We start from the raw sequence: 23586 nt of genomic DNA on the forward strand, positions 1-23586 counted from the left end.
GCTCACCCCCGGTCGCCCGGACCGGGGGTGAGCAGGCCCTGCGCGTGTGCGGTCGCCGTCGCCTCCGTGCGGCTGGCCGCGCCGAGTTTGGTCAGGATGCGGCCGACGTGGACGCCGACCGTTGCGGGGGAGATGTACAGCTCGGCAGCGATCTGGCGGTTCGGCAGGCCGCGCGCGAGCAGCCGGAGGACGTCGTACTCACGCGGCGTCAGGCCACTCGTGTCCGCGGTCGCGGCGGCCGCCGGGGCCTCGAGCCGGGCACGCTGGCCGAGGGCCTCGATCCGGTCCAGCCAGACGGTCGCGCGAACCTTCAGCGCCAGCTCGCGCGCCTCTTCGAGCCGCTTCCGGGCGCCGGCCCGGTTGCTGGCTGCAAGCGCTGCTTCGGCGCTGTGAATCAGGCACAACACGAGCGCGGGCAGGTGCTTGACCTCTCGCCAGGCGGCGACGCACTCGTCCCAGTCCGTCATCCGGCCGGAGCCGAGCCCGGCCTCGATGCTCAGCCGATACGCCCGGTCGAGCGGGGACCGGGTGGCCAGGCGGTGCAGGAGGCCCGTGATGTTGGCGCGGATCTCGGCGACGTCCGCGGCGATCTCCCGGTTTCGCGGCGCGGCCGCGAGGCGGGCCCGCTGCAGCAGCGTGATCGCCAGCAGCCCGTCCTGGTCAGGTTGCACCTGGGCCGCTGTGTCGCGGCTGTTTCGCAGGAAGAGATCCACGGCGCGGCCGGCCAGCTCCGGCTCGTGGCGGGCGACGGCGAGATCGGCCCAGATCATCGCGGTGTGACCGAGCATGTAACCGCGAAGCGTCCGGGTGCCGGAGCTCAGCGCTTCGGGGGACTGCACCAAGCTCTCGGCCAGCTCGAAGTTGCCGCGGAAGACGTTGATCCAGGACAGCATCGCCTGCAGGACGCTGACGTAGAGCTCCTCGGGCTCCGCGGCGAGAGTCTGCTCGATGGTCTCGACGGCTTCGTCCCAGCGGCCCAGGCTGAGGTAGCCCTCGCAGAGATTGACCGCCAGCAGCGGGCCGCGCCATCGCTGCATACCGAGCAGCTCGGCCTCGCGTAACGCCTGCGGCGCCTTGACGACGATCTGGTCGTACTGTGCGTTCAGCGTCAGCGCCGCGCACTCCCACAGGCCGTTGGCCACCAGCATGTAGTCGTCACCGGTGCGGACGGCGAGCTCCCGGGCCTTCGCCTGCAGGGCCTGGGTGACGGCGAGCGGTTCGAGGAAGATCGCGACATGCCCGAGGACGGCGTACGCCCGGCACCGGAGCCTATCGTCGTCCAGCGCCTCGGCGATCTCGAGGACGCGCTCGGCATGCACCCGGCCGGACTGCGGGCGCCGGGCGACCGTCTCGTCGACCGTGAGGTGGTAGTGCAGCACGCCGAGTGCGAACGTCGGCCGGTCGGAGGGCAGGAGCCGCTCGGCCTCGTCCAGATCGACGCGGCCGGTGAGGTCGAGGCGGCCGCGGAACTGTGCCCGGTCGAGCAGGATCTGGGCCGCGCGCTCCGGCTCCTGATCGCGGTCGACCAGCTCGAGCGCGGCCGTGCAGTGCTGCAGACCTTGCGCGGCCTGGCCGGCCGGACCGGCCGCGGCGATGGCGCGTTCGAGCAGCATCAGCCGATCCGGATGGTCGCCGGGACACAGCGCGATGGCGCGTTCGAGATGCCGGAGCTCCTCGGTGTACGCGAAACTCACCTTGGCCTCGTCAGCAGCGACCAGGGTGGCGCGGTAAGCCTCCTCGGTGCGGCCGGCGAGGAACCAGTGCTCGGCCAGCTCGGCCGCGGGTAGCGTCTGCGTGGCCAGGCCGGGGTGTTCGGCGAGCGCGGTGGCGGCACGCGCGTGCAGGCGGCGGCGTTCGCCGGGGAGCAGGCCTGTGTAGACGGCCTCGCGGATCAGCGCGTGCCGGAACTGATAGCCCTGCGTCGTGGCCAGAAGCTGGTCGCGCTCGACCAGCTCGTGGAGGGCGTGGTCGAGCTCGTCGTCGGAGCGGTTGGCGAGCAGAGCGAGTAACTCGTGCGCTATCGCCGACCCCGCGACGGACGCGACGGCGAGGACCGGCCGGGCGGTCTCCGACAGCCGGGCGACGCGCTCCTGGAGGAGGCTCCGGAGCGCAAGCGCGCTCGAACTCCCGGGGTCGCTGCCGGCCAGAGCCTCGATGAACAGCGGATTGCCGCCGGAGCGTTGGTGCACGGCGGCTGCTCGGGCGGGGTCGTACCGGCCGTCGAGCGCGGTGAGCAGCTCGCTGACGTACTGCTGTTCGAGTGGGCCGAGGCGGAGCGTGGTGATGTCGGGGCGGCGGCCGAGCTCGGCGACGAGCTGCCGGATCGGGTGCCCGGCGGGGACCTCGCCGGTGCGGACGGTGCCGACCAGGAGGACCTGGCGGTCGGCGAGATTGCGGGCGAGGTAGCCGAAGAGCTCGCGGCTGGCGCCGTCCGCCCAGTGCAGGTCTTCGACGACGAGCAACAGTGGACGCCGGGCGGCGGCGCGCTCGACCAGCGCGACCAGCTCTTGGAGGAGCGTGAGCCGGCTGCTCGCCGTGGACGACGGGTGCGGGAGGAGCGCGTTCAGCGCGGAGTCGGGTTGGGAGCCGCCTTCGGCGTCGACGAGCTGCTGGACGACCGGGAGGAACGCGACGTACGGGAGGTGCTCGGCGCCCAACTCGGGGCAGGCGCCGGTGATGGTCAGCCAGTCGTCCTTGAGCAGCGCGGTGAACTCGGCGACCAGCCGGGACTTCCCGATCCCGGCCTCGCCGGTGATCAGGACGCGCGCCGATCCGCCGTCCCGGACCTGTTGCGCGGCCGCGCGTAACGCGGTGAGTTCGGCCTGTCGCCCGACGTACAAGGGGCTGACCACGGGCTGTCGGCCGGTAGCGGACGCATCGTCACCGGACATGGATATACCGGGTTCTGCGGATTCGCCGGGACCGGTCTGCCAGCACGATGTGATCCTAGACCGGCCGGGGGCGAGACCGAGGCCGGATTTATCCCCTGAGGAGAACAAAGTGAGCACTCCGAACAGCCACCCGCGCGACACCGCCGACGAGGCCGTCCGGCCGTTGCGGATCGAAGTTCCCCAGTCACAGCTCGATGATCTGAACGACCGGCTGCGCCGGGTCCGCTGGGCCAACGAGCTGCCCCGCGACCAGGTCACCGACGGCGTCCAGCGCGGTCCGGTCACGCCGGGCTGGGAGTACGGCGTCCCGGTCGACTACGTGCAGCGACTCGTCGAGCACTGGCGCGACGGGTACGACTGGCGCAAGTGGGAGGCGCGGCTGAACGAGTACCCGCACTTCACCACCGAGATCGACGGGCAGAACATCCACTTCCTGCACGTCCGCTCGCCCGAGCCGGACGCCACCCCGCTGATCCTGACGCACGGCTGGCCGAACTCGGTCGTCGAGTACCTGGACCTGATCGGCCCGCTGACCGACCCGCGCTCGCACGGCGGCGACCCGGCCGACGCGTTCCACGTCGTCCTGCCCTCGCTGCCCGGCTTCGGCTTCTCCGGGCCGACGTTCGAGAAGGGCTGGAACCGGTACCGGACGGCGGCCGCGTGGGCCGAGCTGATGCGCCGGCTCGGGTACGACAAGTACGGCGCCCACGGCAACGACGTCGGCTCGTTCGTGTCGCCGGAGCTGGGCCGGCTCGCGCCGGACCACGTGCTCGGCGTCCACGTCACCCAGCTGTTCTCGTTCCCGTCCGGCGACCCGGCCGAGTTCGAGGGGATGAGCCAGAAGGACATGGAGTACCTCGGCTTCCTGCAGAAGTTCAACGAGGAGATGTCGGCGTACGCGAAACTGCAGGAGACCGCGCCGCAGAACCTCGCCCACGCCCTGGCCGACTCGCCCGCCGGGCAGCTGGCCTGGAGCGCGCAGTTGCTGAACGCGCTCGACGACGAGCACGTGCTGACCAACGCGACCATCTACTGGCTCACCAACACCGGTGCCTCGGCGGCCCGCTTCTACTACGAGGACCACCACGCCGAGCACCCGACCGAGCCCACCACTGCCCCGACCGGCCTGGCCAGCTTCGCCAACGACTTCACCCCGCTGCGCCGCTTCGCCGATCGCGACCACAAGAACATCGTGTCCTGGAACGAGTACGAGCGCGGCGGCCACTGGTCCGCCCTGGATGCGCCCGACCTGCTCGTCGCCGACATCCGGGTCTTCTTCCGCGAACTGAAGAAGTAACTCCGGCAGGTCGTCGAGCGACCTTCACCGCGCGGGCATGGTGAAGGTCGCTCGCGGCTGTCAGGTGACAGTGAAGTCGGCGGACTTCGCGAGCAGCGTGTAGCCGTCGTCGGCGAAGAAGCGGAAGTTGTAGGCGCCGGTGCTGTTCGGGGCGGTGAAGGTGATCGACGCGCCGGTCAGGCCGCTGGACGGCGGGGTGTTCCGGCCGTTCAGGTACTTCTCGTCGACGCCGCCGGCCGAGTTGGCGGCGCTCGCGCGGTAGAGGCCGACCCAGTCGCGGGTGTTCCCCGGGCCGTTCGTCACGGTCGCGGTGATCTGTCCGCCGCGGCGGACCGTCGTCTTGTCCGCGACGACCTTCGGCCCGGTCGGGGTCGGGGTGGGCGTCGGCCCGCCGGGCGTCGACACCGGCTCGTTCATCGTCACGCAGTGCGCGCCGCCACCGCCGTCACCCATCAGCCGGTCCAGGTTGAGCTGGACGACGGGACGCCCGAAGGCGGTCGCCAGCGCGGACTTCGCCGCCGCGTCGGCCTGCGCGTCGCCGAACTGGGCCGTGATGATCGCCGAGTTCGTCATCGCGCAATTGAGGTACCCGTCGAAGAACGTCGACCACTGCGAGCTGGGGATCCGCGGCAGCGTCGCCGGCCCGTAGATCGTGGTCACCTGGAACCGCCGGCCCTTGGCATCGGTTGCTGCTAGCAACAGATCGCGGGTCGCGATCGCGTCCCGCGACCAGACACTCGACGGCCGCGACGGGCTCGAGAGCTGCACGATCACCACACCGGGCCGGACGAACAGCACCTTGCTGTCGATGTGGTCGTCGGTGATGTCCTGGTTCGCGACGCCCTGGCACCAGATCATCTTGGTCGCGCCGTACTGCGCGAGCAGCTCGGCCTCGATCTGCGCTAGCGACTTCCCGGGGTTGCGGGCGGAGTCCAGCCAGGAGCTCTTGTTCGCGATCAGCGTCCCGTCGCCGTCGCACAGGACGCCGCCGCCCTCGCCGACCACACTCGACCGGTTGAACGGGACGCCGGTGTAGGCCGCGATGTTCTGCGCGACCAGGTTGTCCTTGGCGTGCGTCTGCTCGTTGCCCCAGCCGTTGAAGTTCAGCCCGAACGCGTCCATCTGCCCGGCCGGGTTCAGCCGGAACAGCGGGCCGGTGTCGCGCATCCAGCAGTCGTTGACCGGGATCGACCCGATCACCGTCACCGCGGAGCTGACCCGGCCGCGGGCCGTCGCCGCGTTCGACGTCCCGTCGGCGCAGAGCACCACCGGGTTGTACTTGACGATCTCGTTCGCGATCTTCGCGACGTCCCCCTGGACGCCGCCGAGCAGGTTGCCCCAGATCGACGTACTGGACGGCCAGGCCATCCACGTCCGCTGGACGGCGGCTTCTTCCCCCGGGACGGCGAACGGCGGCGCGGCCATCGCGGCGCCCCGCGTCGTGACGGCGCGGACGCCGGCGCCGGTCACGGCGAGTCCGGCGGCCGCGAGGCCGGTCCGGGTGACGAACTGGCGGCGCGACCACCCGGGGCGGGCCGGGAGATCGCTGCTGAGGTCGTTCATATCGGTTCCTCTCGGTCGCAATTCTTGGATGGCATCCAAGAATTGCCGCAACTGTCCTCCCGCCCGTCAGGGCTGTCAAGAGGCCGGAAAGGTGCTTTGGGCAACCAGATTCCAGGCAGGCCGAAGCACCCCCGGCACCCCTGTGAAGACGCCGATTCAGCGCTGTGGCAGCTCGATTGCGATCGCTCCGGCGAGCAGTTCCCGCAGGTGATCCGGCTCGACCGCGCCGGTCAGCCAGCGACCGGACAGGCCCTCGACGAGTGCCACCAGCCGCTCAGCGACCGCGCTCGCGTGATCGGCGCCGTCCGTCCCTTCCTCGGCGTGTACGCGCTGGACCAGCTCGGCGATCTCGTCGACCCACTCCGCGGTGAGCTTGTGGACGGCGGGCCGCAGCCGCTCGTCGAAGACCGACGCCCAGCGCAGCTCACCCCACGCCGCGGAGTTCACCTGGACTTCGTCCGTCCCGCTGAGCTCGCCGACCAAGCGCGCCACGAGCTCGGCGCGGGCGGACGTCGCACCCGCGGCCGCGCGTTCGCCGTACCGGCCGGCCTGGTCGCTGACCGCCTCCAGCGCCGCTTCGAGCAGACCCTCGCGGCTGCCGAAGTAGTGGTAGAGCAGCGTGACCGAGACCCCGGCGTCGGCGGCGACCTCCTGGACCCGCATCCCGCGGACGCCGCGCCGGGCGATGACGGCGATGGTGGCCTGCAGGAGCTGCGTACGACGGTCGGTCATCTGCCCGATTCTAGGCGGACTCATCGGCCCACCAGCCCTTCGGCGAACGACCGGCCCTGCCCGCGCCGCCGCAACACCCATCCGATCGCGAGGACGGCGACCGCGATCAGCAGCATCACCACGACCGAGGCGGCCGCCGCGTCACCGCGCAACCCGTTCCGCATCGTCGAGTACACGTACACCGGTAGCGTCGTCGTCCCGACGTTCCCCAGCATGCTGGACGCGACGACGTCGTCCAGGGAGGCAGTCGAGGCCAGGATGGCCGCGGCGAGCACGGCAGGCGCCGCCAATGGGACCGTCACCTGCCGGAACGCCGCCCACGGCCGCGCCCCCAGATCCGCCGCCGCGTCCGACAGTCGCGGGTCGAGCCCGGCCAGCCGCGCCTGGACGACGAACGCGACGATCGCGACCGCAAGCACCGAGTGCGCGATGACCAAGCGCAGGACGCCGTTCGACAGCCCCGGCCCGGCAGCGACGTAGAACAGCAGCAGCCCGATCGCCGAGACGATCTCCGGCGTGATGAACACGACGAGCAGGAGTGCGAGCAGCGTCCGCCGGATCGGACGCGCGGCCCGGGCGAGCGCGGTGCCCGCGAGCGTCCCGATGATCACGGCCACCACGGTCGAGAGCACCGCGACCCGCAGCGAGATCCCGATCGCATCGACCAGAGTCGGGTTGTCGCCGATTCCGGCGTACCAGCGGGTGCTGAACCCCGTCCAGACCTGCAGCGTCCGTCCGCCGTTGAACGAGTACCCGACGATGGTCAGAATCGGCAGCCACAGGAAGAGACAGAGCAGTACGCCGAACACCCGCAACAACGGCCCCCAGACGTCGAACGTCCGCCCGGGTGACCACAGCCGTGCTGTCAGGTCCAACGGCCGCACGGCCCGGACCGCCAGTCCAGCCAACCGCAGTAGCACCGCGGCACAGCCCAGCACGACCAGCACCAACAGAATGAGCAGTACGGCGGTTGCCGCGCCGAGAGCCCAGTCCTGGCTCTGCAAGAACGAGCTGCTGACCAGCGACCCGGCCACCGCCGCCTTGACCCCGCCCAGCACGGACGGCGTCACGTAGTCACCCATCAGCGGGATGAAGACCAGCAGTGCGGCGCTGATGATGCCCGGCCGCGCGGCCGGCAGCGTCACCTGCCAGAACACCCGCCACGGACTCGCGCCCTGGTCCCGCCCGGCCCGCCGTAGCGCCGGGTCGAGCCGATCGAGGGCGACCGCGATCGGCAGCACCGCGAGCGGCAGGTAGTTGTAGACGACGCCGAGCTGGGCGCCGGCCAAGGTGTCCAGGACGCCGGGCACCCCTAGGGGCCCGTGATCGCCGAGCAGGATCCGCCACGAGTACGTCCGGAGCAGGAACGGCATCCAGTACGGGATCACGACCGCCGCGATCGCGGCGTACTTCCAGGCGCCGGTCAGCCGGGTCGCGATCAGGTACGCCATCGGTACGGCGAGCACGACGCACAACGCCGTCCCGACCACCGAGAGCTGCAGCGTGTTCTCGAAGACGATCCGGAAGGTCTCGCTGGTCGCCTCGCCGTACCGGTCCAGGGACGGCGCACCCAGGTCGACCGTGCCGAACAGCGTCGACTCACCGAGGCTGAAGACCGCGACCAGCGCGCCGGGCAGCAGGAAGAACAGACACAACCAGGTGAAGGCCGGCAGCGAGGGCACGAGCCCGCGGACCCTCACCGCGATCCCACCGCCTTCAACCGCTGGAACGTCGACACCGCGAGCTTGCGGGCCGGCGTCACCTCGGCCGGAACGAATCGGTCGGCCGGGACGCCGGCGTCGAAGAAGACGAGCTCTTGATGCGGCAGATCCTTCGGCAGGAACTTCCGGGACGCCTCGACCCCGGTGTAGTACCCGTGTGACTCGGTCTCCTTCGCCGCGTTCTCCGGCTTGAGCAGGAACTCCACGAACGAGTGCGCGGCCGCGGTGTTCTTCGACCCCTTCGGCAGCACCCAGTGGTCGACGTACAGGTCGGTCTTCGGCGCGCCGAGCGCGAACCGCAGCGTCTTCGGCCCGTCCAGCAACGCGCCGCGCGCGTCACCGGTGAAGGCCTGCGCCAGCACGAGGTCGCCCGAGGCGAGGTTCGCCCGCGGATAGGAGTTGAACTCCTTCAGGTGCCCCAGCACCTTCGATTCGTAGTACTGCTGCGCGGCGCTGTAGTCGGCGGCGTTCGTCGTCTGATCGGAGATGCCGTTCCCCCAGAAATAGGAGCCGACGAACGACGGCGCTCCGTCGATGACCGACGTCCGGCCCTTGACCGCGGGGTCGGCGAAGTGGTCGTAGAAGCCGTTCCAATCGGCCGGGGGAGTCTTGACCACCGCGCTGTCCCAGACGAATCCGGTCGAGCCGCCGGTCTTCGGGATCGCGTAGGTGTTCTCCGGATCCCACGACTTACCCGTGAAGGTCGGGGACAGCCCGGGCAGACTCGGCAGCCGGCTCTTGTCCCAGGGCAGCAACGCCTTGTTCTGCACGAGTTGCGGCACATAGGACCCGTCCATCACGACCAGGTCGTAACCGCTCGTCCCCTGCGTGAGCCGCAGCTTCGCGACCGCCTCCTCGGCCGATGCGTAGGCGTCGACCTGCACCCGGACGCCGGTCGCCTGCTCGAACGCCTTCAGGTTCGCGGGCGCGATGTAGTCGGCCCACGAATAGATCGTGAGCGTCGAGCCCTGTTCCACCACGGCCGATTGGTCGCTGCCGCCGTCGCTGCAGCCGCTGATGGCGAGCGCGGCCGCGAGCAGGGCCGCGAGACGTCTGATGCTCATGACTCTCCTCGGAAGATCCGGACGTGCGCCGTGTCCCACGAGCACCGGACCTGATCGCCGACCCGCGGCAACGGCCGCCCGTCGCGCGGAACCCGGGCCAGCAGCGTGAGGCCGCGGCAGTGGACGAGGACGACGCTGGAGATCCCGGCGATACTCACGCCGCGGACGACGCCGTCGATCGTGTTGACGTCGGCCGGCCCGCTGACCGGGCCGACCCGCACATGTTCGGGGCGGATGAGCGCGATCGAAGCGCCGGCCTCGGGCCGGTCGCCGACGATCGTCACCTCCGGGTGCTGGAACCGGCCCCTTTCGTCGACCGTCCCGGCGAGCTCGTTCTGCTCGCCGACGAAGCGGGCGACGAACAGGCTGTCCGGGAAGTCGTAGACCTCCTCGGCCGTCCCGACCTGTTCGGCGCGGCCCTCGGACATGATGACGATCCGATCGGCCAGGCTGAGCGCCTCTTCCTGATCGTGCGTGACGAGTACGGTCGTGACGCCGAGGTTCTGTTGCAGCAGCCGCAGCTCGACCTGCATGGCCTGCCGCAGACTCCGGTCGAGTGCGGACAGCGGCTCGTCGAGCAGCAAGACGCCCGGCCGATCTACGACGGCCCGGGCGAGCGCGACCCGCTGCTGCTGGCCGCCCGAAAGGCTCGTCACGGCCTGACCGCCGATCGCGGGCAACTGGACGAGCGCGAGCGCGTCCGCGACCCGGCTCCGGATCTCCGCCCGCGGCACCCCGCGCTGCCGCAACGGGAAAGCCACGTTGTCCGCGACGCTGAGATGCGGGAACAGTGCGTAGGACTGGAAGACAGTGTGGATGTCCCGCCGATGCGCAGGTACGCCGGTCACGTCGATCCCGGACAGCCGGACCTGGCCGCTGTCGGGCTGCTCCAGACCGGCCAGCATCCGCAGCGTCGTGGACTTCCCGCAGCCCGACGGCCCGAGCAGCGCAACGAACTCCCCGGCCGGGACGGTCAGCGACAACTCGTCGACCGCGACCGTGCCGCCGTACCGTTTGACGAGCCCGGACAGCTCGACCTCCGCGCTCGTACGGCCGGCCGTGGGTGGCCGATCGGTCAGCAGCGTCATACCGAACCTCCGATCGCAGCAGGGATCTGCATCGTGATGCAGTGCGGGCCGCCGCCCCCGAACGCGATCACCTGACCCGCGACCCCGATCACCTGACGATCGGGGAACTGGTTGCCGATGACCTCGAGTGCGTGCTCGTCGTCCGCCGCGGCGCCGCTGACCGGGACGACGACCACGCCGTTCGCGACGTAGAAGTTCGGGTAGGCGACGTACTCGGTGACGCCTTCGAGCGCGAACGACGAGAACAGGTCGAGCCCGCGGACGTCGACGATCCGCCCCTGCTGGTCGAGGTTGTCGCGCAGGTAGCGCAGGTTGCGGGCCATCGCCTCGTGGTTGACGTTCCCGGTGTCGCTGCAGGTCTGCGCGACCACCCGGCCGGGCGCGACGTAGGTGCAGACCCCGTCGACGTGCCCGTCGGTGTGCCGGTCGTCGAGATGGCCGAACGGCAGCATCAGGATCGTCTCCACGCCGAGCGCCCGGCGGACGACGTCCTCGATCGCGGCCTGGGACAGGTTGGCGTTGCGGTTGCTGTGCAGCAGGCACTGCGCGGTCGAGATCAGCGTGCCCTGGCCGTCGACCGTGATGCTGCCGCCTTCGAGGACCAGGTCGATCGGGACGCGTTCGATCCCGAGGTGGTCCAGGACGATCTCCGCCAGGCCGGCGTCCCGGTCGTAGGGCAGGAACTTGCGCCCCCACGAGTTGAAGGCGAAGTCGACGCCGAGCCGGTTGCCCTCGGCGTCGCGGACGACCAGCGGCCCGTTGTCGCGGATCCAGGAGTCGTCGACCGGTGCTTCCAGGACGTCGAGGTTCGCGGTGCCGCAGTGGTCGATCACCTCCTGTTTCGCGCCCGGGAGCGCGACGACGGTGACCGGCTCGAAGTCCGCGATCGCGCGGGCGACGGCGGCGTACTCGCGTTTCGCGTCGGCGAAGACGCCGGCCCACAGCTCGCGCCGGGTCGGCCAGGTCAGCAGAGTGCGTTCGTGGCGGTCCCACTCGGCCGGCATCCGGAAGCGCTCCAGGCGGGCGTCGACGTGGGGGAGCGCCCTGGCGGGCGCGGCGGCCAGGCCGTGCGGTCCCAGTTCGGCGGGGTAGGTCGCGGCCATTCCCGGCTCGGAGCCGGACGTTGTGGACGGGGTCATGGTGCGTTAGTTTGGCGTTGACCAAATTTTCAGTCAAGACCTCGGACGGGACTGCGGAATGCAACTGACACCCACCGAACGTGACCGGCTGCTGCTGTTCTCGGCGGCCGAGCTGGCTCGTCGGCGGCGCGCCGCCGGGGTGCTGCTGAACGTGCCCGAGGCGACCGCGCTGATCGCCGACGAGGTGTGCGAGGTGGCCCGGCGCGGTGGCCGGCACGCGGACGCCGTCCGTACCGGGCAGTCGGTGCTGACCGCCGCCGAGGTGCTGCCCGAGGTGCCGTACGTCGTTCGGAGCGTCGCCGTCGAGGCCGTCTTCACCGACGGGTCCCGGCTGGTCGTCGTCCGCGATCCGTTCGGGCCGGTGGCCGAGCGGGCCGACATGCCGGGCGCCGTCCTGGTGGCGGATCAGCCGCCGGTCGAGCCGGTGGCCGACCTGGTCACGGTCGAGGTGGTCAACACGGCGTCCGTGGTGATCTCGGTGACGAGTCACTTCCATTTCTTCGAGGCCAACGCGCGGCTGCGGTTCTCCCGGGCGACGGCGTACGGGCGGCATCTCGACGTCCCGGCCGGCACGCACGTGCGGTTCGAGCCCGGGACGACGACGAGTGTGCGGCTCGCGCCGATCCGGGGCGGCCGGGTCGTGGTCGGCTTCGCCGGGCTGGTCGACGGGCCGCTCGACGAGCCCGGGATCTTCGCGACCGCGCTGGCCCGCGCCCACGAGTGGGGCTTCCTGGACAGCGACCATCCGGACAACGGCGATCCGGAGACGGCCGCGGCCAAGGCGGTCGCCCGATGACACTCGACCAGCGCGCCCGCGCCGGCGCCTACGGCCCGGGCCTGGGCGACCGGGTCGTCCTCGGCGACACCGGCCTCGTCGTCCGCGTCGACCACGACGACCGGGGCACTGATCGCGACGAAGTCCTGCTCGGCTTCGGGAAGACCGGCCGGGACGGGATCGGCCTGCAGGCCGTCCGGACCAGCGAGTCCTGCGATCTGGTGGTCAGCAACGTGCTGCTGCTCGACCCCGTGCTCGGCATCCGCGCGACGAACCTCGGCATCCGCAACGGCTACATCGTCGGTATCGGCAAAGCCGGCAACCCGGACACGATGGACGACGTCGACCTCGTGATCGGCAGCGGGACGGCGGTCGTGTCGGGTGAAGGCCTGATCGCGACGCCGGGTGGTATCGACACCCACGTCCATCTGCTGTCGCCGCGGGTCTGCGAGGCCGAGCTGGCCTCCGGCGTGACGACGGTGATCGGGCAGGAGATCGGCCCGTTCTGGGGTGTCGGCGTCGGCTCGGCCTGGATCCTGCGCACCGGGTACGGCGCGTTCGACGACTATCCGCTGAACATCGGCATCCTCGGTCGCGGGTCGTCCAGCCGCCGCGATCCGTTGCTCGAGGCACTCGAAGCCGGCGTCTGCGGGTTCAAGGTGCACGAGGACACCGGCGCGCACCTGCGTACGCTCGACACCGCGCTGGTCGTTGCCGAGGACTACGACGTCCAGGTCGCCGTCCATACCGATGGACTGAACGAGGGACTCACGGTCGCCGACACACTCGCCGTCCTCGACGGGCGGGCGATCCACGCCTATCACGTGGAGGGGTGCGGCGGCGGTCACACGCCCGACGTCCTCAGCCTGGCCGGAATCCCGCATGTGCTGGCCTCGTCGACCAGTCCGACCTTGCCGTTCGGCCGGGACGCCGTCGCCGAGCACCGCTCGATGATCGCCCACGTACACGGCCTGCGGGACGACCTGCCCGGCGACCGCGCGCTCGCCGACGACCGGGTCCGGGCCGCGACGATGGGCGCCGAGAACCTGCTGCACGATCTGGGCGTCATCCCGATCACGTCGTCCGACGCGCAGGGGATGGGCCGTGCGGGGGAGACCTGGCGGAGCACCTTCGGCCTGGCGTCCGTCCTGCGCGGCGAGCCGCGCGGCGACGACAACACCCGCGTCCTGCGTTATTTGGCCAAGCTCACGATCAACCCGGCGCGTGTACACGGGCTCGACGAGCATGTCGGCAGCCTGGAGCCGGGCAAACTCGCGGATATCGTTTTGTGGCGGCCGGCAACGTTCGGCGCCAAACCCGAGCTGGTCCTGAAGGCCGGCTTCCCGGCCTGGGGCGTGACGGGTGACCCGAACGGGTCGATCGACAGCGCGCAGCCCTTGGTGTTCGGCGCGCAGTTCGGCGGGCACGGCGCGACCGCGGCCGAGTTGTCGGTGCTGTTCGTCAACGAAGCCGCTGCGGCAGCCGGAGTCTCTGCCGTCCCGACGCGCCGCCGGCTGGCGCCGGTCCGGGGCTGCCGCACGGTCCGGCTCGCCGATATGGCTCATCACGGCCGGACCGGCCCGGTCGTCGTCGACCCGCACAACGGGCAGACCCGCTTCGAGGACCAGTTGCTGACGATGCCGCCCGTCGACCGGGCGCCGCTCCAGCAGCTCTACCACTTCTGAGGAGAAGGACGCGATGAAGCGCTGGTTGATCCGCGAGTACCACGACGACGACCTGGAGGCCGTCGTCCGGCTGTGCGATACGACGTCCGACAGTCAGCACTCGGTGTTCTCGCTGGCCGACTGCATCGGCGTCCTGCGGACGCGGCAGCCCGCGGTCGTTGCCATCCGCCACGGTCGGGTGGTCGGGGTCGCGCTGTCGATGGTTTCCGGCGATCGCGCGTGGGTGACGCGGATCGCGATCCCGGACGAGCTGCGCGGCCAGGGCCTCGCGAGTGCATTGCTGCTTGCGCTGGAGACTCAGCTCGTTGAGCGGCGCGTGCGCAGTATCGCCTACGTGTTGCGCGAGGAGGAGTTGCTCGCGCGCGGCCTGGAGAACGCCGGTTACAGCCGCCGGCCCGCCGTCGCGTACTACGACAAGACGATCTCGGTCGACGCGGATCAGGCCCTCGTCCTGGATCGGCTTGGTGGGCAGTTGTTGCCGCGTGATCTGTGGGAGCGGCTCGCGGGGATGGATCAGGAGAAAGACCTGATCGAGAAGCGGGTGCTGCTCCCGCTGGCCGAGCCTGAGCTGGCACAACAGCATGGCGTCGAGCCGCCGCGGGCGATCATTCTGTTCGGGCCGCCGGGCACCGGGAAGACGACGTTCGCGCGGGCGATCGCCTCCCGGCTGGGCTGGCCGTTCGTGGAGCTGCTGCCATCGCAGCTGGCCGGTGATCCGGCGGCGCTGCGGGATGCGTTCGCGGAGGTGGCTCAGCTCGAACGGGTGCTGATCTTCATCGACGAGGTGGAGGAGATCGCGGCGACCCGTGACGGCGCCACCGCGCGGCACGGCGTCACCAATGAGCTGCTCAAGCTGATCCCAGCGTTCCGGCAGCACGACACCCGGCTGTTGGTCTGCGCGACCAACACCGTCGGCGATCTCGATCCAGCCTTCCTACGGCCCGGCCGGTTCGACTATGTCCTGCCGATCGGTACGCCGGACCACGGCGCCCGGCGGGCGATCTGGGCCCGGTATGCCGCCGACGGTGTGGACGTCGACGAGCTCGTGGCGTCGAGTGAGCGGATGACGCCGGCCGAGATCGAGTACGTCGCCCGGGCCGCCGCGCAGGCGTCGTTCGAACGCGACCTCGACCGGCCGACCGGGATCGGTCCGGTCACCGCGGACTATCTGGTTGCCCTGGGCAAGTTACGGCGCAGCGTCACGCCCGAGCTGCTCGACGACTTCGGCGTCGCGATCGCGGCGTACGCGCGGACCTAATGGCCGAGCAACGCCTGCGCCGTGCCCAGGCAGAGTTTCCGGACCTTGGCGACCGTCAGCCCGGCGGTGCCCAGGGTGAGCCGGATCGAGAGCCCGTCGACTGTGGCGGCCAGGACGGCGGCCGCCGCATCGGGATCCTCGGTACGGAAAACGCCCTGCTCGCGGCCGGAGCGGATGATGCCGGTCAGGATCCGGCGCGACCGCGCGTCCAGCTCTTCGTGCAACGCGGCGACCTCGGGATCGAGCGCGGCGCTGCTCCAGACCTCGAACCACAGCACCCAGCCCGGGTCGTGCGGACGGTCGGCCGCCGACAGCTCGACGTACTTCGCCAGCTGTTTCCACGGGTCGCGGATCCGGGCCAGCGTCGCCTCGGCACGGTCGATGAACGCGTCCTCGGACTGCTGGATCGCGCGCATCAGCAACACGGTCTTGGACCGGAAGTAGTACGACACGTGCCCGGTGCCGACACCGGCGCGCTCGGCGACATCCGCGACCCGGATGCCGGCCAGGCCGCGCTCGGTGATCAGCTCGGCGGCCGCGGTGACGATCAGTTGTTCACGGGCCGCGCCACGCGGCTGCCGTTTCGGCGCGGCGGCGTCCGGATCTGTCACGCTCGGAGCTTAACCGCCGCCCGCGCCAGGAGTAGATTCACAACCACGAACGGGAGCGAGATTTCGCGATGATGGGTCGGCGGACTTTTCTCAGGACGGCGGGAGCCGGGATGGTGATCGCCGGGCTGACCGGCTGCGGGCCGGACGAGGCTGCTGCACCGCCGAAGGCTGCGAGCGGCGGGTACCTGATGCCGGCCGAGGGCGCGCCGCACGAGGTGACCTGGATGGCGTACGGCGCCACGCCCGGCGTCTGGGGCGAGGAGCCGGACACGGCGTACGGGCGGGATCTGACCAACGCGCGGCTGGTCGCGCGGCAGGACCTGATCCGGCTGGCGGCGACGATCTCCCGGTTCGAGCCGGTGGCGCTGCTGGTGAACAACGCGGCCGACGAGGCCGAGGCGAAGCGTTTCCTGGCCGAGATCGTCGCGGCGGCCTCGCCCAAGGACCAGGTCGGGCCCGAGCTCGACGGGTCCGGGCGGATCTACCTCGGCGACGTGGCGGCCAAGGAGTTGCCGCCGATCCGGACGCATCCGCTCGACTTCGTGCAGCTGCCGCTCAACGATCTCTGGGTGCGCGACACCGCGCCGGTCTTCGTCCGCGACGCGGCCGGCGCACTGCACGCCGTGAACCTGAACTTCAACGGCTGGGGCCAGGAGTCGATCAGTACCGGTCTGGAGGGCTGGCGCAAGGACCCGCGGAAGGCGGCGAACGGCGTCGCCGACCAGCCGATCGACGCGGACCGGGCGATCGCGGCCGCGATCGCCGCCGACTCCGGCGTCCCGGTGCTGAAGACCTGGCTGACGATGGAGGGCGGCGGGCTGGAGGTGAACGGGTACGGCCTGGGCGTCGCGACCGAGAGCTGCATCCTGAACCCGAACCGGAACCCGGGGAAGCAGAAGGAAGAGATCGAGGTCGAGTTGCGCCGGTTGTTCGGCGCCGAGCGGATGCTGTGGATGCCCGGCCGCCCCGGGCTCGAGGTGACGGACTGGCACATCGACTTCCTGGCCCGCTTCACCGCGCCCGACCACCTGCTCTACGCCTCCGCGGAGTTCGGCGAGGCCGAGGACAAGCGCGATCGCAAGGCGCTGCTCACGGCGATCGACGAGCTCAACCAGCTGCCGGCCGAGCAGCGCACGAAGCTCCTGGGCGGCGGTAAGAAGCTGACCACCTCGACACTGCCCGAGCCCGACCCGGCCGCCGTCTACAAGACCTACCGCGCCCGCAACACCGCGCTGCCGTTCACCGAACGCGGTGCCGACGAGTTCGCCCAGACGGCCGCACCCGGCTACATCGGCTACTACGAGGCCAACGACTGCATCGTCCTCGGCCAGTACGGCGATCTGGACACCGATGCGGAGGCGTTCGACATCGTCGCCGACCTGTTCCCGGACAAGATCGTCGTCCAGATCACCACCGACGGGCTGTGCACCGGCGGCGGCACGATCCACTGCGCGACCCAGCAGCAGCCGCGGGCCAAATCCTGACAAACGGCATCCGGCCGCGGTTGTGGATAAGATCCGTTCGTGCGGCAGCTTGCGGAGGGGGTGTTCCAGCTACTGGGCCGGCCGCCGCATTTCATGAACGCGTATCTCGTTGACGACGTTCTGGTGGATGCGGGGACGCCTGCGGCTGGACGGCGGATCGTGGCCCAGTTGCGCGGCCGGGAGGTGGCCGCGCATGTGGTGACCCATGCGCATCCGGATCACTTCGGGTCCAGCCATGTCGTCTGCGAGGAGTTCGGCATCCCGCTGTGGGCGGGCGCGGACGATGCCGCAGCGATCGAGACCGCGACGCCGGTGCCCGCGGCGGGCTGGCTGCCCGGGCTGCTCGCCAAGGGCAAGATGCCGCCGCCGCACCCGGTGTCGCGGCGGCTCGTCGAAGGCGATCAGGTCGGCAGCTTCGTCGTCCTGGACGTCCCGGGGCACTCGCCCGGGCATATCGCGCTGTGGCGCGAGTCCGACCGGACGCTGCTCTGCGGTGACGTCTTCTTCCGGCTGCCGAAGGTGTCGGCGCCCTGGAACTTCCTGACCTTCGATGTCGCGCGCAACCATCAGGCGATGCGCCGGCTGGCCGCGCTGCGTCCGGCGCTGGTGCTGTTCGGGCACGGCAAGCCGCTGCGCGATCCGGACCACCTGGCCCGGGTCGCCGCCGCGCTGCCCACCGCGGCCGGGGCTGAATGAGCGGCACGCTCGAGCGGCCGGACGAACTCGGCCGGCTCGCCGCTGCCCTGGACGCGGCCCGCGGCGGTGACGGCCGGGTCGTGGTGATCGAGGGCGAGGCCGGGATCGGCAAGTCCCGGCTGGTCGCCGAGGCCCGCGCGATGGCCAAGGACCGCGGCTTCGTCCGGATGCAGGCGATCGGCGACGAGCTGGAGAGCGCGCTCGCGTGGGGCGTCGTCCGGCAGCTGATCGAGCGGTCGATCTCCCGGTACGCCGGGGACACACGCGCCGCCATCCTCGCCGGGCCGGCCGGTCGCGCGCTGGAGGCCCTCGACAAGGCCGCGCCGGACGCCGGGGACGCCGAGGTCGCGCGGACCATGCACGCGCTGTGGTGGGTCGCGGTCGACCTCGCCGCACCGCGGCCGCTGCTGATCAGCATCGACGACGCGCAGTGGTCCGATCCGCCGTCGCTGCGGTTCCTGTCGTACCTGTCCAAGCGGGTCGCGGATCTGCCGATCGCGCTCGTCATCGCGACCCGCCCGCCACCGGATCGGATCGGTCCACTGGCCGAGCTGACCGTGGCCCGGCACGTCGAACGGTTGCTGCCCCGGCCGCTGAGCCGCGACGGCATCGCCGTACTGATCGCGGAGCGCAGCGCGGCCCCGTCGGATCAGGTGGTTGATGCGGTGCTGGCCGCGAGCGGCGGCAACCCGTTCCTGGCGGAGTCGTTACTTGATGAGCTGACTGTGCTCGATCGGAAGCCGAGCGATCCGGCAACGGCCGAGACCGTGCGCGGGCTGGGTGCGAGCGCGGTCAGCCGGACGTTGCTGTCCCGGTTGTCGCCGATCGCGCTGGCCCTCGCGCAGACCGTCGCCGTCCTGGGCGCGCGAGCCGATATCTGGGCCGCCGGTTCCGTTGCGCAGCTCGACGAGTCGGCGCTGGCCCCGGCCGTGGACGAGCTCGTGGCCGCCCATGTGCTGACGGTCGAGTCGGCGCAGCTGACCTTCCTGCATCCGGTCATTCGCGACTCGGTCAGCGCGACGCTCGGGCCGCTGGAGCAGGCCGCGCTGCACGGGCGCGCCGCGCAGGCACTGTGGACGTCGCGCGCACCCGCCGACCGGATCGCCGCGCATCTGATCCAAGCGCCGGCCGGGACACTCGACGAGGCCGTCACGATCTTCGGCGCGGCCGCGACCATGTGCGCGACCGCGGGCGACGTCCGAAAAGCTGTCGACTACCTGACCCGTGCGCTCGAAGCCGAGCCCGGAAACGCTGCGCTACAAGGGCTCCTGGGTAAGTTGCTGCTGCGGGACGGCGATCCGGCATCCGCGCGGCGGTATCTGCTGGCAGCTGCCGATGGCAGCACCGGGCGGGACCGGGCCGAGCTGCTCGGTACGGCGGCGACCGCGACGGCCGCGCTCGACGGGCCGGTCGCTGCGGTCGGCGAGCTGATGGATGCCCTCGACACCTGGCAGGGCGCCGAGCCGGCCCGGCTGGCACTCGATGCGCGCCTCGGCATCGTCCGCTCCTATCTCCCCACCGAGCGCCGCAAGGCGTCCCAGCATCTGCGCGGGTTCGCGAGCCTGCCGGGGGAGACGCCCGACGAGCGGATCCTGCTCGCGTTGCTCGCCCAATGCGGTCGCTACGAGGTGACCCCGGCGGCCGACGTCCGGCGGACCGCGGAGCGTGGGCTGCGGCACGGCGCGCTGCTGCGGGACTCGGTCGGCCAGGCGGACCCGTTGGTCGGCTGGCTGCTGGCGATGATGTCGCTGATCGCGGCCGACGGCGTCGATCCGGCGCGGGAGGAGATCGCCGGCGCGCAGGACTGGGTTCGCCGCAACGGCTCGCCGATCGAGTTCGCGATGGTGGCCAACGTGTCGGACTTCCTGGCCTGGCGCTGCGGTGACCTGCCGGCGGTCGAGGCCGACGCGGACGGCGTCCTGGCGGCTCTGGCCCCGGAGGACCTGACGCCGCAGGTGGTGGCGATCCGGGCGACGGCGGTGACGTTCGCGGCGTACGCGGCGGTCGAGCGCGGCGATCTGGCCGGAGCGCAGACGATGATTGCGGACTTCGACGAGTACGCGCGGAACGCGCCGCGGGTGATCGCCGCGATGTGGCTGCAGGCGACCCGGGCGCGGATCGCGCTGGAGCAGGACGACCCGGCCGCGGCCCTCGAGCACGCGAACCGGCTGCGCGACGAGATGGTCGCCGCCGATCTGGATCCGCCCGCCGTCCCGTGGCGGACGCCGGCCGCCCTCGCGCAGCTGCGGCTGGGGGACGAGGCCGCGGCGCGGGCGCTGGCCTCGGACCAGCTGGATCTCGCGCGCCGCTGGGGTGCACCGACCGATCTCGGGGCGGCGCTGCGGCTGAGTGCGAAGGTCGACGTCGGCCAAGGGGCTCGGCGGGTGGAGACGTTGTCCGAAGCGGTCGCCGTCCTCGAACGGTCGCCGGCCCGGCTGGAGCTGGCCCGCGCGCTGGTCGACCTCGGCGAGGCGTATCGGGTGGTCGGTCGGCGGTCGGATGCCCGGGAGACGCTGTTGCGCGGCGGCGAGCTGGCGGCCGCGTGCGGGGCCGTCGTCCTGCGGTCGCGGGTCGTCGAAGTCCTGCAGGCGCTGGGGGATCGGCCGCGGGCGCTGGTTGCCCCGGGCCAGGATTCGCTGACGGCCAGCGAGCGCCGGGTGGCCGGGCTGGCCGTCACCGGGCGCAGCAACCGCGACATCGCGCAGGAGCTGTTCGTCTCGCCGAAGACGGTGGAGAACCACCTCGGCCGGATCTACGTCAAGCTCGGTATCACCGGCCGTCGCGAGCTCGGTAAAGCCCTCGCATAACGCAGTACGAGCGGCCCCCTCCCTCCAAGGGCCGCTCGTACTCAGGTGCTGCGCGTCGATCAGCCGACCGGCGGCGCGGTCTCGAACCAGTTGAAGGCCTCGACGTACTGCAGGGTCGTGCCGGTGTAGTTCTCGCCGAACAGGCGCCAGTAGGTGTGCTGCTTGATCGTCTCGACGCCGGTCTCCTCGTCGACCGACTTGGTCCGGATCGCGACCCGGTACAGCGTCACCTTCTCGTCGCGGATCTGGGACTGCGTGTCCTTGTAGCCGGGGCTCTTGTGGTCGTCCGAGCGGGCCGGGTCGTGCAGGGTCAGCTCGACCTTGCCCGAGGCCACATCACCCTTGGCCGCGACGACGGTGACCGCGTGCCCGCCGGTGCGGGTGTGGGTGTTGTCGGCGTTCAGGACGTACCGGCCGTACCAGAGCTGGACCGGCGCCTGCCGCAGCCGCTTCGCGATCTCGAGCCCGAACTCCGGGACGCTGTCGGAGCTCGTCCCGCCGCGGTTGACCGTCCAGCCGCTGGCCTTGGCGCCCTCGGTCGCCGCGTCGAAGGCGGCGCGGTTGCCGCTCGCGCTGGAGCCGCTCGGGTTCGCGCCCATCCCGGCCTTGTGGCCGAGCCAGCCGAGCCACGCCGTGGTCTCGTCGTAGTCCGCCGGGTCGTGCGGGTCGTACTCGGTCATCAGCTGACCGTTCGGCGTCACCCGCATCGGCAGGCCCTTGTGCTCGCCGAGGTAGTACATCGCGTTGAACAGCGAAGTCGGACCGCAGTGCACGCTGCCTTCCTTGGCCAGATGCGTGCGGAACTGGTCCGCGTCGGTCACGTCGCACAGCTTGACCGCGAACTGCGGCCCGGTCACGTCCTTCTGCTCGCTGCACGGCACCTGCAGCGGCAGCTCCGCCGCGGTGGCGCTCACAGCCGGCAGGACGGTCCCGGCGACGACAGTTGCCACCCCGGCCAGTACGGCGATCCCTTGACGCTTCATTTCGGTTACCCCCAGGTTCTCGGTGTTCGGTGTGTTTCCCTCTGCCACCAATCTCCCGTGGGAGGCACCCCCCAGGCATGAGGGTCGATCCCTCATCTCCTAGGGGTGGGGGTTGCTGGGGGTGGGTACTGGGGGCCGGTGCTGCGATGGACGGGCTTGCTGCTGGTGGCGGCGCTCCTGGCGACCGGATGTGCGACTCCCGAGCAGAAGCTCCGGGACGCTGCCGCGCAGGCCGGGCGGGAGGCGGCGTCCGAGGTCGGGACGGCGCGGGTCGCCGTAGAGCAGTTCCAGGCGGGGCGCTTGTGGGCGCAGCCCGCGGGGCAGCTGGTCGGGGAGGCCGAGAAGGGGGTCGAGCAGGCGGCCAGTTCGTTCGCGGCGCAGCAGCCGGCGTCCGACGCGGCGCAGCGGCTGTACGACCAGGTCACCAAGGTCTTGGACGACGCGACGCGGGCTGTCACCTCGGTGCGGATCGCGCTCGGTAACGACGATCTGGCCGGCGCCGGGCGTCAGCTCGCCGTCCTGCGGGACTCGGCCGAGCAGTTGCGGCGGATCGGGGAGTTGTGAAGAAGCTCCTCGCCGTCACTCTGGGGATCCTGACCGCGATCGGCGGGTTCGTCGATATCGGGGACCTGGTCACGAACGCGCTGGTCGGCGCCCGGTTCGGGATGCACATGGCGTGGGTCGTGGTGGTCGGGGTGATCGGGATCTGCCTGTACGCCGAGATGTCCGGCCGGGTCGTCGCGATCTCCGGGCGGCCGGTGTTCGACCTGATCCGTGAGCGGCTCGGACGGCGGACCGGGCTGGTCACGCTGGTGGCGTCGTTCCTGGTCACGCTGCTGACGCTGATCGCGGAGATCGGCGGCGTCGCGCTCGCCTTCGAGCTGGCGAGTGGCGTGCATTACCTGCTCTGGATGCCGCTCGCGGCGTTCGCGGTCTGGCTGGTGATCTGGCGGGTCAAGTTCTCCCGGCTGGAGCAGGTCTTCGGGTTGATGGGGTTGCTGCTGGTCATCTTCGCGGTCGCGCTGTTCAAGCTCGGGCCGGACTGGGGCGACTTGCTGAGCCAGGCGACGTCCCCGCATCCGATCGGCTCCGAGAACTGGGCGACGTACGCGTACTACGGGATCGCGCTGTTCGGCGCGGCGATGACGCCGTACGAGGTCTTCTTCTTCACGTCCGGGGGAGTGGAGGAGAAGTGGACGCGGCGGGATCTGGTCACCGCGCGGACGAACGTGTTCGTCGGCTTCCCGTTGGGCGGATTGCTGTCGCTGTCGATCATGGGGTGCGCGGCGGTGCTGTTCCTGCCGGCCGGGATCCAGGTCGGCACGCTGGGGCAGGTGACGCTGCCGGTGGCCGTTGCCTTAGGCAAGCTTGGGTTGGCCGTCGTGCTGATCGGGGTGTTCGCGGCGACCTTCGGCGCGGCGCTGGAGACGGCGTTGTCGTGCGGGTACACGATCGCGCAGTACCGGGGCTGGCAGTGGGGGAAGTTCGTCCGGCCGCGGGAGGCGTCGCGGTTCCACGTCGTCATCATCATCTGTCTGGTACTGGCGATGCTCACGCTGGTGACAGCGGTCGATCCGGTCAAGGTGACGGAGTACTCGGTCGTGTTCGCCGCGATGGCGCTCCCGCTGACCTACTTGCCGATCCTGATCATCGCCAACGATCCGGACTACGTCGGCGCGAACACCAACGGCCCGCTGCGGAACGCGTTCGGCCTGTTCTACCTCGGCCTGCTGGTGGTCGCATCGCTGGCCGCCATCCCGTTGATGATCCTCACGAAAGCGGGGCAATGACC

General features: G+C 71.0%; 18 protein-coding genes. 9 read left to right on the forward strand and 9 right to left on the reverse strand.

Annotation, left to right across the window (positions count from 1 at the left end; translation table 11 throughout):
- Positions 1-2: 2 nt before the first annotated feature.
- On the reverse strand, positions 3-2891 hold the full coding sequence (locus tag ACZ6ZD_RS25495; protein ID WP_465676280.1) for a helix-turn-helix transcriptional regulator: 2889 nt from the start codon (positions 2889-2891) through the stop codon (positions 3-5).
- 109 nt (positions 2892-3000) lie between these two features.
- On the opposite strand from ACZ6ZD_RS25495, the gene ACZ6ZD_RS25500 reads away from it, so the two are divergent.
- Positions 3001-4188 (forward strand): epoxide hydrolase family protein, encoded by a 1188-nt coding sequence (locus ACZ6ZD_RS25500; RefSeq protein ID WP_465676283.1) that lies wholly within the window; start codon positions 3001-3003, stop codon positions 4186-4188.
- A gap of 60 nt (positions 4189-4248) precedes the next feature.
- On the opposite strand, the gene ACZ6ZD_RS25505 is transcribed toward ACZ6ZD_RS25500, so the two are convergent.
- The 6 genes from ACZ6ZD_RS25505 to ACZ6ZD_RS25530 form a co-directional block, all read right to left on the reverse strand.
- Entirely contained in the window at positions 4249-5751 is a 1503-nt protein-coding gene (locus tag ACZ6ZD_RS25505; protein ID WP_465676285.1) for an agmatine deiminase family protein, read from the reverse strand.
- Positions 5752-5907: 156 nt separating this feature from the next.
- Complete coding sequence (locus ACZ6ZD_RS25510) at positions 5908-6483, reverse strand: TetR/AcrR family transcriptional regulator (protein WP_465676287.1); 576 nt, start codon at positions 6481-6483, stop codon at positions 5908-5910.
- 20 nt (positions 6484-6503) lie between these two features.
- Complete coding sequence (locus tag ACZ6ZD_RS25515; RefSeq protein WP_465676289.1) at positions 6504-8165, reverse strand: ABC transporter permease subunit; 1662 nt, start codon at positions 8163-8165, stop codon at positions 6504-6506.
- Between the two features lie 14 nt (positions 8166-8179).
- Positions 8180-9268 carry a polyamine ABC transporter substrate-binding protein gene (locus ACZ6ZD_RS25520; protein ID WP_465676291.1) on the reverse strand — a complete coding sequence of 363 codons (1089 nt, stop codon included), beginning with the start codon at positions 9266-9268 and terminating at the stop codon, positions 8180-8182.
- Positions 9265-10356 (reverse strand): ABC transporter ATP-binding protein, encoded by a 1092-nt coding sequence (locus ACZ6ZD_RS25525; protein ID WP_465676293.1) that lies wholly within the window; start codon positions 10354-10356, stop codon positions 9265-9267. The genes ACZ6ZD_RS25520 and ACZ6ZD_RS25525 overlap by 4 nt, the downstream gene beginning before the upstream one ends.
- Positions 10353-11495, reverse strand: coding sequence for an agmatine deiminase family protein (locus tag ACZ6ZD_RS25530; RefSeq protein WP_465676295.1), 1143 nt, complete (start codon positions 11493-11495; stop codon positions 10353-10355). Before ACZ6ZD_RS25530 ends, ACZ6ZD_RS25525 begins: the two co-directional genes overlap by 4 nt.
- Positions 11496-11553: 58 nt before the next feature.
- Between ACZ6ZD_RS25530 and ureA the strand changes: the two genes are divergently transcribed.
- The 3 genes from ureA to ACZ6ZD_RS25545 are packed head-to-tail and all read left to right on the forward strand — an operon-like array spanning position 11554 to position 15213.
- Positions 11554-12291, forward strand: coding sequence for an urease subunit gamma (gene ureA / locus ACZ6ZD_RS25535; RefSeq protein ID WP_465676297.1), 738 nt, complete (start codon positions 11554-11556; stop codon positions 12289-12291).
- On the forward strand, positions 12288-13955 hold the full coding sequence (locus tag ACZ6ZD_RS25540) for an urease subunit alpha (RefSeq protein WP_465676299.1): 1668 nt from the start codon (positions 12288-12290) through the stop codon (positions 13953-13955). Before ureA ends, ACZ6ZD_RS25540 begins: the two co-directional genes overlap by 4 nt.
- Positions 13956-13968: 13 nt before the next feature.
- Positions 13969-15213: an ATP-binding protein gene (locus ACZ6ZD_RS25545; protein WP_465676301.1), complete on the forward strand. Its 1245-nt coding sequence runs from the start codon at positions 13969-13971 to the stop codon at positions 15211-15213.
- On the opposite strand, the gene ACZ6ZD_RS25550 is transcribed toward ACZ6ZD_RS25545, so the two are convergent.
- Complete coding sequence (locus ACZ6ZD_RS25550; RefSeq protein ID WP_465676302.1) at positions 15210-15824, reverse strand: TetR/AcrR family transcriptional regulator; 615 nt, start codon at positions 15822-15824, stop codon at positions 15210-15212. The genes ACZ6ZD_RS25545 and ACZ6ZD_RS25550 overlap by 4 nt on opposite strands.
- A 110-nt stretch (positions 15825-15934) precedes the next feature.
- Here ACZ6ZD_RS25550 and ACZ6ZD_RS25555 point away from each other — a divergent pair, with 110 nt between their 5' ends.
- Genes ACZ6ZD_RS25555 through ACZ6ZD_RS25565 form a run of 3 tightly spaced genes read left to right on the forward strand, consistent with a single transcriptional unit; the run spans position 15935 to position 20811 of the window.
- A complete protein-coding gene (locus ACZ6ZD_RS25555; RefSeq protein WP_465676304.1) occupies positions 15935-17308 on the forward strand; it encodes an agmatine deiminase family protein in 1374 nt (457 codons plus the stop codon).
- Positions 17309-17347: 39 nt separating this feature from the next.
- Positions 17348-18004, forward strand: a complete 657-nt coding sequence (locus ACZ6ZD_RS25560) for an MBL fold metallo-hydrolase (RefSeq protein ID WP_465676306.1) — start codon at positions 17348-17350, stop codon at positions 18002-18004.
- Complete coding sequence (locus tag ACZ6ZD_RS25565) at positions 18001-20811, forward strand: helix-turn-helix transcriptional regulator (RefSeq protein ID WP_465676308.1); 2811 nt, start codon at positions 18001-18003, stop codon at positions 20809-20811. Before ACZ6ZD_RS25560 ends, ACZ6ZD_RS25565 begins: the two co-directional genes overlap by 4 nt.
- 59 nt (positions 20812-20870) lie before the next feature.
- Here the strand turns inward: ACZ6ZD_RS25565 and ACZ6ZD_RS25570 are convergent, their stop codons facing one another.
- Positions 20871-21794: a hypothetical protein gene (locus ACZ6ZD_RS25570; RefSeq protein WP_465676310.1), complete on the reverse strand. Its 924-nt coding sequence runs from the start codon at positions 21792-21794 to the stop codon at positions 20871-20873.
- Between the two features lie 138 nt (positions 21795-21932).
- On the opposite strand from ACZ6ZD_RS25570, the gene ACZ6ZD_RS25575 reads away from it, so the two are divergent.
- Complete coding sequence (locus ACZ6ZD_RS25575) at positions 21933-22358, forward strand: hypothetical protein (protein ID WP_465676312.1); 426 nt, start codon at positions 21933-21935, stop codon at positions 22356-22358.
- Positions 22355-23584 carry an NRAMP family divalent metal transporter gene (locus tag ACZ6ZD_RS25580; RefSeq protein ID WP_465676314.1) on the forward strand — a complete coding sequence of 410 codons (1230 nt, stop codon included), beginning with the start codon at positions 22355-22357 and terminating at the stop codon, positions 23582-23584. Before ACZ6ZD_RS25575 ends, ACZ6ZD_RS25580 begins: the two co-directional genes overlap by 4 nt.
- Positions 23585-23586 lie beyond the last annotated feature (2 nt).

This window comes from Kribbella sp. NPDC104218, assembly GCF_055584105.1.